This window comes from Acinetobacter sp. WU_MDCI_Abxb74 (assembly GCF_025513915.1).
Lineage (GTDB): Bacteria > Pseudomonadota > Gammaproteobacteria > Pseudomonadales > Moraxellaceae > Acinetobacter > Acinetobacter calcoaceticus_C.
In genome coordinates this window covers 602,529-616,201 of sequence record NZ_JAHPRP010000001.1, presented here as the reverse complement: position 1 = coordinate 616,201, position 13,673 = coordinate 602,529, and the positions used below count along the sequence as shown (strand labels likewise).

Genomic DNA, 13,673 nt, shown 5'->3' with positions numbered 1-13,673 from the left:
AATTTAAAACTTGCAAAGTGGATTGGTGGAACTAAAACTATTAAGAGTTCAGGACTTTAAACACCTTGCCTGTTCTTGGATGAGCAAAGGTATTATCTTGATCTAAATTAATAACTTTATCTGAAATCACAATTTTAGAAAGTGGCAACCAATTTTGCTCCCTCTCAGCTTCGACAAAGTTTTTTTCATAAATATTTTCATAAATTTGTTCAACAACAATTTCCATACCACACATACTTTTAGCGTTAACTTCTTTTAAAATATGGCGCTTTGACATTCTAGTCTCCATTTTTATTATCCGCATCGATAATAATAAAGACTCCACTGATACAGTATGTAAATTTTAATAATGAAAGTGTTTTTTTTGTTTTAATCATACTTTTGTAATAATTAAATGAATAGTTGAGTAATTATTTGAGTTAAAATAATATCTTTAAATTAATCTATTTAAAATAATTATGAGTTTTAATAAAAATTAAAGGGTTCAATTGAACCCCTTTTTATTTAAATTTAAACTTGTACAGTGTGATCCAGTGAACCATTAGTTTGATTTTGAGTCCTGTCTTTACTAGTCACTGAGTCAGTATCACTATCCGTGTTAAAACTTTTACTGTTCTTTTGCTTTTTCTTGTACATAGACATCCCAATCGCAATACCTGTACCTATTACTAAAATTGACTTTAACATTTTGCACCTCTTCGACTGATGGAGTAAATTTTGATAAATCAACTTAAATTAATAGCACATAATTTGTTATTTAACGGCTTTCATTTGCGCCGCTTTTGTAAGGTGTTTAATTTTTATGTTAATTGAAGAGTCCAATAATTAAAAAGAATAAATTTTGATACAAAGCAAAAAGCCTACTCAAATGGGTAGGCCTTTTACTGTATTTCAGGACTAAGCAGTATTATGAATTACTTTTAAGTAATTTTATTTATCTTTAAATACACTACAAATGTATTTAATGCAGATCTTTTAGTCAAGATAGGATTGAGAGAATGCTAATAATTAGTGATTATTGTGATTACTATCACGTTTATTTGATTGAGATAAGAAAAAACCCATTTCTACTTCTCATGAAGAAATGGGTAATGTGAAAACCACAAAAGACCTGAAATACTAAATGTTCTTACATTCAGTAAGGTTGAGTTTAGTGAATTTAACGAATGGTTGACAATTAAACCAATTGTATTTTTTTAAGTCATTTCGGCCAATCAAAAAATGCAAATAATTAGTTATTTTTAATATGTTTAGCTCTAAACTTATTTACCCAAAATTTGGTAAAGCACTTTTTTCCAATTCGTAAAACATAGTTTTTCAATGAGTTCGCTTGAATAATGACGTTGTTGCATACGATTGATCAGCTCGCGTAGCCCTGTAACATCTTCAAGCTCGGCCCCGATGAGCGCGCCGTCAAAATCAGAACCAAAACCCACATGTTCTTCGCCAAGTCGATCTATCAAATAATCTAGATGGTCTAAAATTATATCTATAGATGTATTTGCATTACGTTGTCCATCAGGCCTTAAAAAAGCAACATCAAAATTTACTCCGACCATGCCCTGACTATTTCGAATTTCTTTGAGTTGAGAATCAGTTAAATTTCGCGCTTGGGGACACAAGGCATGTGCATTAGAGTGTGTTGCTACGATTGGCTGTTGCAATAGATCTACAGTATCCCAAAAAGCCCGTTCATTCATGTGAGAAACATCAATTACCATTTTTTTATCGGCACAGCGCTTTACAAAGTCTTTGCCGTCTTGTGTAAGGCCTGCTCCTGTGTCGGGTGAGTGAGGAAACTTAGCATTTAAGCCATGTCCAAAGCGGCTTGGTCTATTCCAAAGTGGGCCGATACTACGAAGACCTCTGTCATAAAACACATCAAGTAAATCGGGGTTTTGTTGTAAAGCTTCTGCACCTTCCATATGCAGCACAATGCCCAGTTTCTGCATGTCTACACAACTCTGAATATCCTGAACTGATGTGCAAATTTGAATGTCTGTAGAACCTTTTGCGAGTTGGTGTGCTATATCGAGTTGCTCTAAGCAAATCTGTTCAATTTGCCGCTGGGTAAAATCAGAAGCATTTTGATCAAATAGTTTATTGGGATGATGCTGTTGAACATAGCTAAATGGAGGTAAAAAAATCGCAAACATTCCACCAACAAAACCTGCTTGCTGGCAGCGTTTTAAATCAAGATGGCCCTCTAGGCGTTCATGAATAAAAGCATGTACGGGATCTGCATGATCACTTAGCCATAGACGCGTTAATGCATCATTATGTCCATCAAAAACTGGAATATTGCTAGGCTTCATGAACATTCCTATTGCTTGCTATTTATCGGTAATTGTGTGGACTGGAATATTTTGTGTAGCACTTAAAGATTTAGAGTTTCTACTGTTCCGAAACACAAGTTGTTGTAGTGGAGCGGCTACATGACTTTCTGCCCGTGCTTGCTCAATCATTTGATGATACGGCGATTTACCACAGACAGGATCGGCATTAGCCGCATCGCCAGTCAACATATAGGCCTGGCAACGACATCCGCCAAAGTCACGATCTTTATCTGGGCAACTGCGGCAGCCTTCAGGCATCCATGCATCACCACGGAAATGATTGAATCCAGTTGATTTGTACCAGATATCTGACAATTTATGTTCACGGACGTTTGGAAATGAAATTGGTAATTGTCGTGCCGCATGGCAAGGCAGTGCCATACCATCTGGAGCAACTGTAAAGAATATTTTACCCCAGCCATTCATACAGGCTTTTGGTCGTTCTTCATAATAATCAGGCACTACAAAAATGAGTTTGCAGGGATGATTTTGCGCTTTTAATTTTTCTCGATATTCATTGGTAATACGTTCCGCACGTATCAGTTGTTCCTGTGTTGGTAGCAAACCTTGACGGTTTAAAAAAGCCCAACCGTAAAACTGACAAATTGCTAACTCGACGGTGTCTGCATTGAGCTCTAAACAAAGATCAATAATTTGTTCAATCTGGTCAATGTTATGCCGATGGATTACAAAATTGAGCACCATCGGATAATTATATTTCTTAACCAGCCGGCACATTTCATACTTTTGTTCAAAAGCATGTTTTGAACCTGCCAAGGCATCATTTACCACAGGATCACTAGCTTGAAAGCTCACTTGAATGTGATCTAGCCCTGCTTGCTTTAGATCGGCAATGCGTTGTTCGGTGAGTCCCATGCCCGAGGTAATCAGGTTGGTATAAAACCCTTGTTGGTGAGCATGTGCAACCAGTTGTTCTAAATCTTGGCGTACCAATGGCTCGCCGCCAGAAAAACCGAGTTGAACGGCGCCCATCTGGCGGGCCTGATCAAAAACATCAAACCACTCTTGAGTGGTCAGTTCATTTTTATGCTGGGCGTAGTCCAATGGGTTTGAGCAATATGGGCATTGTAGCGGACAACGATAAGTGAGTTCCGCTAATAACCATAAAGGTAGACCAACACCTTCTGTCATATTAAATCAATCCAGTGTTGCTGTTTTGCGACCAACATGTAATCCACTACATCTTGATCAATTTCAGCAATATCACCAAATTTTTGCTTTATCTGAGCAATAATTGCGGAAACATTTTGTTGTCCATCAATATATTGACCAATTGCCCCTGCACTTTCATTTAACTTGATCATGCCTTCAGGATATAAAATCACAAAACTATTTTGAGCTGGCTCGAACTGAAAACGGTAACCTTGTCGCCATCTCGGAACAAGGTTTAAATCAAACTGCTCTTTATTCATTTAAATAGTCCTTTGTGCCAAACCCGTTTGCTAGTCACACTGTGATACGGTGCTTCATTGTGAACATATGCCAAAGTTAAAGCATCTAAAATGCTCCATAAAATATCCAGCTTAAACTGCAATATTTCAAGCATTCGTTCTTGTTGCTCATGAGTCGTAAATGAATCAAGCGTAATTGTTAAGCCATGTTCAACGTCACGGCGTGCCTGACTTAAACGTGAACGGAAATACTCATAGCCTTTATCATCAATCCATGGATAGTGCTGTGGCCACGACTCTAGACGTGATTGATGAATTTTCGGGGCAAACAACTCAGTTAAAGAACTACTTGCCGCTTCACGCCATGAGGCACGACGTGCAAAGTTCACATAGGCATCTACGGCAAAACGAACACCTGGTAATACCAGTTCTTCAGAAATCACTTGTTCACGACTCAAGCCCACAGCTTCGGCTAACCGTAACCATGCTTCTCGGCCACCGCCATCAGGATATTCACCATCTTGATCAATCATGCGTTGAATCCATTCTTGACGAACGCGTTGGTCTGGGCAATTCGCCATAATGGCTGCATCTTTGAGCGGGATATTAATTTGATAGTAATAGCGGTTTGCAACCCAAGCCTGAATTTGTTGTTGAGTTGCTTTGCCTTCATACATCATCACATGAAATGGATGATAGATATGATAATACTGGCCTTTATCAATAATCGCTTGTTTAAATTGTTCGGTCGTTAAAGCTTCAGGTGTTTGAGTCATGTTTCACCTTAGAGTTCAATCTGCATGCCATCATAGGCAACTTCTACGCCATTTGCTTTAAGCTCAGCAAACTGGCTAGAGTTTTCATTTAAAATTGGATTGGTATTGTTAATATGGATGAGCACTTTTTTAGGTGTACTCAGCTGATTTAAATAAGACAGTGAACCACCTTCGCCACTAATATATAAATGCCCCATTTCACAGCCAGTTTTTTTACCAACACCCGTTTGTTGCATTTCATCGTCTGTCCAGAGCGTTCCATCAATCATGACGCAGTCTGAACTCTGCATAATTTGCATGATGTGATCATCAATTTTTCCAAGACCTGGTGCGTAAAATAACTGTTTTTGTGTTTTATGGTCTTTGATAATTAAGGCAATGTTGTCGCCGTCATGTGGATCATTTCGATGTGGTGAATATGGTGGCGCAGCACTTTTAATAATTAAAGGTAAAAATTCTAAATTTTCAAAACCATCAATTTTAAAAGCTTGTTTAGGGTTAATCTCGTGATATTGAAGACCACCATTCCAGTGTTTGAGCATATTAAAAACTGGAAAGCCAGTAGTCAGGTCCTGATAGACCATTTCTGTACACCACACATTCATTGGACAACCTTCACGTAAGGTTAAAAGCCCAGTGGTATGATCTAACTGACTATCCATTAAAATAACGCTAGTGATGCCTGTATCACGCAATTTACGCGCTGGTTGAGCTGCTTTAAATTCGAAAAGCTGCTGGCGAATGTCTGGTGATGCGTTTAATAAAATCCAATCTATTCCATTTTCAGAAACAGCAATTGAGGATTGAGTCCGTGCTTTAGCTTGGATTGTACCTGTGCGAACACCATGACAATTGGGGCAATTACAATTCCACTGCGGGAACCCGCCTCCGGCAGCTGAGCCTAAAACATGAATATACATAAAATAATATCTTATTAGAAAGAGATAAGCCCTAGAACAAGACTAGGGCTTATGACACATTTAGATGAAATTGATTAACGTGCTTCGAAGTACATAGTCACTTCAAAACCAATGCGTAAATCAGTAAAAGCTGGTTTAGTCCATTGCATAAATTATCTCCGGTTCATATTAATCTTATGAAATGAATCACTTGATTAAATTTGATAAGGCAATTAAAAATTTATTCTAAATAAAAAATTGGGATTTGTAGACAACTTCTAGCTAAGATATTGTTCGATAATTGTGTTTTTTGTCCAAATTTTAATATTTCTAACCCATCAGCCTAGTTATAGGCTAATAAAATAGAACTTTATTAAAATGGTAAATTTTTTTTATTACGCTAATTTGGCTCGATCATTAACTTTTTTAATGTTTTTCTATTTTTTATCATCTTCATTTTTCATCAAATATTCATACTAAAAGCGTATTTTTTTATCCGTCTTAATTGATCAAATGATAAAAAAATGAAAAATTCAACAACACTATTTAAAGTAACATCGCTTTCTCTGGCGATGATTGTATTGGCTGGGTGTAATGACAATGATGATAACGACACAGCACCACCTGCCCAAAGAAGCAATCAGACCGTAAATATCTTAGCTTTTAACGATTTTCATGGAAATCTTGAGCCACCAAAGCGTTATGTTGAAGCACCTAATCCAAACGATGCAACGCAGTCGGTTCGGGTTCCTGTGGGTGGAGTCAGTTACTTTGCCGATGCAATTAAAAAACTTAAAGCAGAAAATCCAAATAATGCTGTGGTTTCGGCAGGCGATTTAATTAGTGCTTCTCCACTTACCTCATCTTTATTTTTAGATGAACCGACCATTGAAGTGATGAATGATATTCAAATTGACTTTAATGCTGTAGGAAACCATGAATTTGACCGTGGTACAGATGAGTTACGTCGTTTGAAGAACGGTGGATGTCAGCAATACACGAGTACTACACCTTGCCAAATTAATAAAAACTTTAGCGGTGCAAAATTTGATTTTCTTGCAGCTAACGTAGCAATGAAAAATGATGCGAGCAAAACAATCTTTCCTGCCTATAAAGTCAAAACTTACGGCGGTATTCCAGTCGCATTTATTGGTTTAACTCTTAAAGCGACCCCAAGTATTGTTTCCGCTGCTGGCATTAAAGATGTTGAGTTCCGTGATGAAGCAGATACGGTAAATGCATTGATTCCTGAGTTACAAAAACAAGGGATTGAAGCAATTGTGGTTGTAGTACACGAAGGTGCCGCACCAGGTACTAAGTTTAATGAAAAAACATGTGATGGCTTAAGCGGCCCGATTTTAGGTATTTTAGATAAGCTTAATCCAGCGGTTGATATTGTTGTTTCGGGGCATACGCATCAATCTTATATTTGTGACTATGCTACAAAAAATCCGGCAAAACCGTTCTTGCTTACCTCAGCTGGACAATATGGCACGCTTATCACTGACATTAAGGTTGAGCTTGATGGTAAAACTGGTGATGTGATTAAAAAGGATGCTAAACAGGTTCCTATACAAAGTGAAGCCTACACATCTGGTACAACCACTGTAAGTCTTACAGATCTCTATCAAAAATTTAGTAAAACGCCAAGCATTGAGGCCATTTTAGATAAGTACCGCCAAGCTGTGACCACCATTTCAAGTCGTGTGGTTGGAACTGCGACAGCAGTTGTAAGTCGTACTCAAGTCGAAAGTGGTGAAAGCCCACTAGGGATTATGATTGCCGATGCTCAGCAAGCGTTTGCCTTAAAAGCAAGTAACCAAGGTTCTGACTTTACCTTAATGAACCCAGGTGGTGTACGTGCAGACCTACTCATTAATAGCAGTAACCAGATTACCTTTGGCGATGTGTTTGCAGTTCAACCTTTTGGTAACTCTATTGTGACTTTGAGCTTAACAGGCAAACAGATTCGAGATGTGATTGAACAGCAATGGTCTGGTGCAAATGCAAACTCAGCGAGAATTTTACAGCCATCTAAAGAATTAAGTTATCAATATGCGGCAAATACTTCTGTTTCACCGCGAGCAAGTAATATTATGGTTGCTGGTTCACCATTGGTTGACAGTAAAGTATACCGTGTGACGGTAAATAGCTTCTTGGCAGATGGTGGCGATAACTTTACGGTATTAAAAGATGGCCAAAACCGTGTAGGTGGCGGTCAAGATATTGATGCCCTTGAAAGCTATATTGCTAAGAATTCACCGTTAATTATTCCAGCTACAACTCGAATTAAAGTCATCAAATAAGAAATTTAATAAAAAAAGGACAGTTCAGGCTGTCCTTTTTTCATCTAAACTTTTTATTCTGTATAGAGATTAAGCTCAATACTACTAATATCTGCTCCAGTATTTGCAAAAATAATCTCCATGACTTCATGAAGTAATTCATTAACTTTTTCATGCTCATAACTTGAAGCTTCTGATGTTTTAAGACAAATCAGATTACAGCTCATTTTATCTTTTCTGATTTTGTAGATACTTTTACTTTTCCCTAAGAATACCCTTTTGATGAGTTTACGATTTTCAAATTCAGATAAAATTCTATAGATCGTTCCCAAGGTTATTTTATATTCATTTTTAATTTGAGCATAAATATTGTCTGCACTTAAACCTTGGGGATTCTGATTTAAGATTTCAAAAACGTGTATTCTCGATTTTTTTATCGGTAGTCCGTTTAATAATGATTTTGAAGTTGCCGTCATGATTAATTAGCCTGAATATTTAGAAGTATAGAAATTCTTAAAATTATTTTGTCTATACTTGCTTGAAAATTATGGGTATTTATTGATTTAAAAAACAAAGCTTATTCCCCTATGAATAAGCTTTGAGCTTAGTTTTACCTTAGAAACTATAAGTCGCTTTTACAAAGTAATTGCGCCCATAGAGTTTGGTATTAAAGGTTTTGTTTTTATCTTCAAGGTCAACATCGGTCAGGTTTTTTACACCATAATCCAATGTTAAACGTGGTGAAAGTGGTGAAGTAAAGGTGACGTCATAAGTGGTATAAGCTGGTAGCTCTTTAGTTGCTGAGTACATTTGTTTACCCACATAACTTACGCCTGCATTTACACGGAAATCTTCAACGGGCGCCCAAGAAATTGAACCATTAGCGAGCCACTCTGGTCGTTCAGTTAAATCTTTACCTGTAGTTTTGTTTTTTGCATCTAAGTAAGTTGCATTTGCTTTCACACCTAAATTAACTGTGAAGTCATAACCACCAGTGAGCTCAACCCCTTTGAGTTCTGCACGGCTTACATTGGTCCAAATTTTTCTAAAATCACCTTCTAAACGAGGGTCTCCATCACTTAAGGTAATCGCTTCAATCAGGTTTTTCACATCATTTTGGAAAACCGTAACTCCAGCATTCCAATTTGGTCGAGTCACAATTAAAGAAGCTTCATAGTTGGTGCTTTCTTCGGGATCTAAATTAGGGTTACCTCGAATATGACAACTACCGCCACATGAGATCATTGAATAATTTATATCTAGCTGAGCTGGGGATGGGACCTTATATGCCTGTCCTACCCCACCTTTAAGGATAACTCCTTCTGCTAACTCATATGTTAAATAGGCTTTGCCTGTTGATTTGCCATCAAAGTCATCAAAATCGTCATAACGTCCACCTAAAGTTAAGGTCAGCGCATCGTTAATGTGGGTATCATTTTGAACAAATACACCGTAGCTCTTCTGCTGGTTTTTTCCAGTGCCGATATAACTCACAACATCGGTAATTTTCTGATCTTTATAATCAAAACCTGCTGTGGTGTTATTCATCAGCCAATCAAAGTTAGCGAAAGCACGGCCAATTAAATTTTCTTGCTTATATTGACGACTTTGCGGTGCGTCATACTCACTGTCGTAGTCATAAATTTTTGCTGTTTCTTTACCAATGTATGCTTCTGTTTTACCCCATCCCCATTTTCCGCGGTGCGCAATCCCCACATTGGTACGTTTCATTTCTGATTCTTGAATGGAAGTTGCGGCATCTTGGGTAAGAGGTCGTTTATCGTTGTTATAACCCAAATCTAAATCTAAAGTTTGTTGGTCACTAATATTCCAGCTTAAAGTACCATTTACATTTTTAGTGTCTTTTTCTACAAAGTACGCCCCATCTGGATCTGGCTTACCATTTCGGTACCATGCATCACGGTTATAGGCATCACCTGCCAAAGTAAAACTTAAATTATCGGTTAAACCGCCATATAAGTTAAACCCGTAACGGAATTGATCCTTACCATTGCCACGGTCTGCTCGGTTATATTGCCCAAAGATCGAACCATGAAGCTGCCCATCTTCGGCTTTTTTGGTAATAATATTGATTACCCCACCCATGGCATCTGCCCCATAAAGTGATGACATTGGCCCACGAATGACTTCAACACGTTCGATACTATTTAAAGGAATTGCACTCCAGTCAAAGTCATTGCCTCGCCACATTGCTCCGTTTGATGACATGCGTTTGCCATTAAGCAAAATTAAAGTGTAGTTACCCGATGTGTTGAGCATTCCTCGGATAACAATCTTATCTTGTCCACTATTGTAGTTATAAACCCCAGCTTGTTTTTGTAAAACATCAGCAAGACTGAGTGCTGCACTACGTTCAATCTCTTCACTAGTAATCACACTAATCGATGCAGGTGCTTTATCAACATCTTGTTCTTTTAATGCTGCTGAAACCACAATGGTTTTAAGTTTTTGAACAGGTTCATTTTTATCAGATTTTTCTGTGTCCAAATTTGCTTGAGCCGCAAATGGAAGTAGTGTTGAGATGGCGACCACCAGCGCCTTTTTGGTTAATGTCATTTCTCGACCCCTCTGTTAAATAACGATTACCATATGATAATAATTATCATTTGTAATGATGGGATGCATCATATCCTCATGGCTTTCAAGGTTCAAGATAAAAATAAGTATTAATAATATAATGATAATCATTATTGTTTGTGGTGTAAAAAAGCGTTAATATTATACTTGCGTGTGCCTAAAAACCTATTTAAAACAAGCTTAAAGTAGACATAACAATGCTCTCTCGTTTTTTTATTTATCACCCTATCTTTGTTTCTGTCATTGCAATCACGATTCTTATTTTTGGTTTTTTTGCGACTTTGGCCATGCCTGTCGAACGCTATCCTAACCTTGCACCACCGAGTGTTTCTGTTGTTACCAACTACCGTGGTGCTGCTGCTGAAACTGTAGAGGAAAGCGTGACCCAAATTTTAGAACAACAAATAAAAGGTCTGGATAATTTGCTTTACTTTACGTCCTATAGTGAATCATCGGGAACGAGTAGCATTGATATTCACTTTAAAATTGGAACAGATATTGATAAAGCACAGTTACAAGTACAAAACCGAATTAATGGTGCGTTAAACCGTTTGCCAGAAGAAGTTCAAAGGCAAGGCGTAAACATATGGAAAACCACGGGTGATATGCTGCTTATTGTTGGGCTATATGATGAAACAGGAAAAGCCAGCAATATTGAGTTGTCTGATTATATGGTGAATCACTTTGAACAACCTTTAAGCCAGTTACAAGGAATTGGTGAGGTTGATGTTTTTGGTTCGAGTTATGCCATGCGAATTTGGTTAAATCCAAATCAGCTTAGAAATTACCAACTTGTGCCGAGTGATATTGAACAGGCCCTCGAAGATTATAATACCCAAATTGCTGCGGGTTCGATTGGTGCAATGCCTTCCGCTTCTGACCAGAATATTTATGCAAAAGTAAAAGCAGGTTCACGTTTAAAAACAATAGATGACTTTAAGTCTGTGGTGGTTAAAGCAAATATTGATGGAAGCCTTGTTTATTTAAAAGATGTCGCGAGAGTCGAATTAGGTGCAGAAAATTATGAAAGTATTAATACGCTTAATGGTTATCCATCGGCAGGCCTAGGTATTTCTTTAAGCCCTGATGCCAATGCAATTGAGACTTCTGCTCTTATTAAAGAAAAAATGGCTCAGCTTAGCCAGCATTTACCAGTCGGATATAAAATTGTCTATCCAAGAGATAATACCCCCTTTATTGAAGAGTCAATTAAGCAAGTCATTATCACTTTGCTTGAAGCGATTGTATTGGTCGTGATCGTTATGTACCTCTTTTTACAAAATTGGCGCGCAACACTGATTCCAACCATTACGGTTCCTATTGTAATTAGTGGGACATTTGTGGTGTTGTATTTGTTTGGAATGAGTATAAACACCCTTACCCTATTTGCACTGGTTTTAGCAATTGGGCTGTTGGTGGATGATACGATTGTAGTGGTCGAAAATGTTGAACGACTTATGCACGAACAACAGCTGAGTGTACGTGAAGCTTGCTTAATGTCGATGCAAGAGATTAGCGGTGCATTGGTCGGTATTACACTTGTATTAACCGCAGTATTTATTCCAATGGCCTTTTTTAGTGGTTCGACGGGTATGATTTACCGTCAGTTTTCTATTACCTTAGCGGCAGCCATGTTGTTATCGCTATTTGTTGCAATGACTATTACGCCAGCAATGTGCTCAGTTTTATTAAAAAAACATAATAAAAAGCCAAAATGGGGACAAGCACTCGAGCTTGCTCTTCAAAAAGTCAGATCAACTTTTAGTTTTTTATCCATTCGCCTAATTCAGTTCAAAGTCTTTTCCAGTCTGTTAGTTGTGGGCATAGCGGTTATTTTATTTATGATTTACCGCAGCTTGCCTACAAGCTTTATTCCTAACGAAGACCAAGGACTACTCGCTGTTCCCTACAGTTTGCATAATAGTGCTTCGATGAGTCAGACCGAAGAAGTTGGAAAGCTCGTCAATAATTATTTTTTTGAACATGAAGCCAAAAATATTAATACCGTACTTGTGGTGAATGGACAAAATTTTTCAGGAAGTGGGCCAAATCTAGGCATGGCGTTTATTTCGCTTAAACATTGGAATGAGCGTAAAGGCGAAGCCAATACGGCGAGTGCTATTCGTGAACGCGCTCAAACTTATTTGCAAAAAAACTTGCCAGCTAAAGTCATGGTAGGAATGCCACCAACTGTATCTGGTTTAGGACAGTCTGATGCTTTGGAACTTTGGCTTAGAGATGTAAATGGTCAAGGACGCGATGAGTTAATCAAGCAATATAAAGCCCTAGAAAAAGAGGCGCAGAACTATTCGGCCTTTGAAAATCTAAGTCCCCTTGTGAGTGAAGATAAAGCCGAAGTATTTATTCAACTCGATCAGAATAAGGCCAAAATGCTGGGAATTGATCAGCAAGCGATACGTTCAACTTTATCTACCGCTTGGGGTGGAAACTATGTTGGTGATTTTGTTGAAAGAGGTCGAATTAAAAGAATTATTATGCAGGGTGACTCTGAATTTCGCTCTAAACCCGAAGACTTAGCTTACTGGCATGTACGAAACAATACAGGTGGAATGCTTTCACTCGCGCATTTTGCTCAAAGTCAGTGGACTGGTGGACCGGAAGCTTTAACTCGCTTTATGGGATTAGCTGCTATACAACTTGAAGCGAATATCAGTCCAAGCTTTAGTTCAGGACAAGCCATGCAAGAACTTACGGATATGGTTGCTAAACAATCTGGTGTAGACGTTGCTTGGAGTGGCCTCTCGTTACAAGAGCAGCAATCTAATCGGCAGGCTATCTTTTTATATGTCATTTCTATTTTGTTTATTTTCTTATGTTTGGCAGCTTTATATGAAAGTTGGAAAGTCCCATTTATTATTTTATTAGGCCTACCTTTAGGAATTACGGGCACTATTGTTTTTGCCAAGATCTTTAACTTACCGAATGATGTTTATTTTCAAATTGCCCTATTAACGGGGATTGGCTTGTCTTGTAAGAATGCTATTCTCATTGTGGAGTTTGCGACCCAAGCACTCAAACAAGGAAAAAGTAAAATCGACGCAGCAAGTGAAGCGTTAAAGTTGCGGTTACGCCCAATTTTGATGACTTCCCTTGCTTTTTGTGCGGGTGTTATTCCTTTAATTTTTGCGACAGGTGCAGGCGCTGCTAGTCGTTATGAAATTGGCATGAGCGTATTTGGAAGTGTTGTGTTTGGCACCTTACTTGTACCGCTATTTACGGTGTTTTTCTTTGTTATTATTCATAGTGTGCCAAGTTTTCAGTGGTCAATCAGCAAACTCAGGTTTACTCGAACTTTGAAATTTAACCGCCGTATTAAAAAAGATAATACCTCGTTCTAATTGTTAAA

At 38.0% G+C, this 13,673-nt stretch carries 11 protein-coding genes; 2 read left to right on the top strand and 9 right to left on the bottom strand.

What is annotated here, in order from left to right; all coding sequences use genetic code 11:
* Positions 1-40: 40 nt before the first annotated feature.
* From KTH84_RS02970 to pqqA, 7 genes are all read right to left on the bottom strand, one after another.
* On the bottom strand, positions 41-277 hold the full coding sequence (locus KTH84_RS02970) for a hypothetical protein (RefSeq protein WP_133973607.1): 237 nt from the start codon (positions 275-277) through the stop codon (positions 41-43).
* A gap of 985 nt (positions 278-1,262) precedes the next feature.
* The gene (locus KTH84_RS02965) at positions 1,263-2,315 is read right to left on the bottom strand and encodes a dipeptidase (RefSeq protein ID WP_262471902.1); all 1,053 of its coding nucleotides are present in this window, start codon (positions 2,313-2,315) and stop codon (positions 1,263-1,265) included.
* 18 nt (positions 2,316-2,333) lie between these two features.
* A complete protein-coding gene (gene pqqE, locus KTH84_RS02960) occupies positions 2,334-3,488 on the bottom strand; it encodes a pyrroloquinoline quinone biosynthesis protein PqqE (protein ID WP_262471901.1) in 1,155 nt (384 codons plus the stop codon).
* Positions 3,485-3,769 carry a pyrroloquinoline quinone biosynthesis peptide chaperone PqqD gene (gene pqqD / locus KTH84_RS02955; protein WP_262471900.1) on the bottom strand — a complete coding sequence of 95 codons (285 nt, stop codon included), beginning with the start codon at positions 3,767-3,769 and terminating at the stop codon, positions 3,485-3,487. Before pqqD ends, pqqE begins: the two co-directional genes overlap by 4 nt.
* Complete coding sequence (pqqC, locus tag KTH84_RS02950) at positions 3,766-4,524, bottom strand: pyrroloquinoline-quinone synthase PqqC (RefSeq protein WP_092705809.1); 759 nt, start codon at positions 4,522-4,524, stop codon at positions 3,766-3,768. The genes pqqD and pqqC overlap by 4 nt, the downstream gene beginning before the upstream one ends.
* A gap of 8 nt (positions 4,525-4,532) precedes the next feature.
* On the bottom strand, positions 4,533-5,444 hold the full coding sequence (pqqB, locus tag KTH84_RS02945; protein WP_133973612.1) for a pyrroloquinoline quinone biosynthesis protein PqqB: 912 nt from the start codon (positions 5,442-5,444) through the stop codon (positions 4,533-4,535).
* Positions 5,445-5,518: 74 nt separating this feature from the next.
* Positions 5,519-5,593 carry a pyrroloquinoline quinone precursor peptide PqqA gene (gene pqqA / locus KTH84_RS02940; RefSeq protein WP_001982218.1) on the bottom strand — a complete coding sequence of 25 codons (75 nt, stop codon included), beginning with the start codon at positions 5,591-5,593 and terminating at the stop codon, positions 5,519-5,521.
* 354 nt (positions 5,594-5,947) lie between these two features.
* On the opposite strand from pqqA, the gene KTH84_RS02935 reads away from it, so the two are divergent.
* Positions 5,948-7,729: a bifunctional metallophosphatase/5'-nucleotidase gene (locus KTH84_RS02935; protein ID WP_262471899.1), complete on the top strand. Its 1,782-nt coding sequence runs from the start codon at positions 5,948-5,950 to the stop codon at positions 7,727-7,729.
* A gap of 53 nt (positions 7,730-7,782) precedes the next feature.
* On the opposite strand, the gene KTH84_RS02930 is transcribed toward KTH84_RS02935, so the two are convergent.
* Both KTH84_RS02930 and KTH84_RS02925 read right to left on the bottom strand, forming a co-directional pair.
* Positions 7,783-8,184 carry a transcriptional repressor gene (locus tag KTH84_RS02930; protein ID WP_042896340.1) on the bottom strand — a complete coding sequence of 134 codons (402 nt, stop codon included), beginning with the start codon at positions 8,182-8,184 and terminating at the stop codon, positions 7,783-7,785.
* 139 nt (positions 8,185-8,323) lie between these two features.
* Entirely contained in the window at positions 8,324-10,285 is a 1,962-nt protein-coding gene (locus KTH84_RS02925) for a TonB-dependent receptor plug domain-containing protein (protein ID WP_262471898.1), read from the bottom strand.
* A 218-nt stretch (positions 10,286-10,503) separates the two neighbouring features.
* Here KTH84_RS02925 and KTH84_RS02920 point away from each other — a divergent pair, with 218 nt between their 5' ends.
* Positions 10,504-13,665: a multidrug efflux RND transporter permease subunit gene (locus KTH84_RS02920; RefSeq protein ID WP_262471897.1), complete on the top strand. Its 3,162-nt coding sequence runs from the start codon at positions 10,504-10,506 to the stop codon at positions 13,663-13,665.
* The last annotated feature ends 8 nt before the right edge of the window (positions 13,666-13,673 follow it).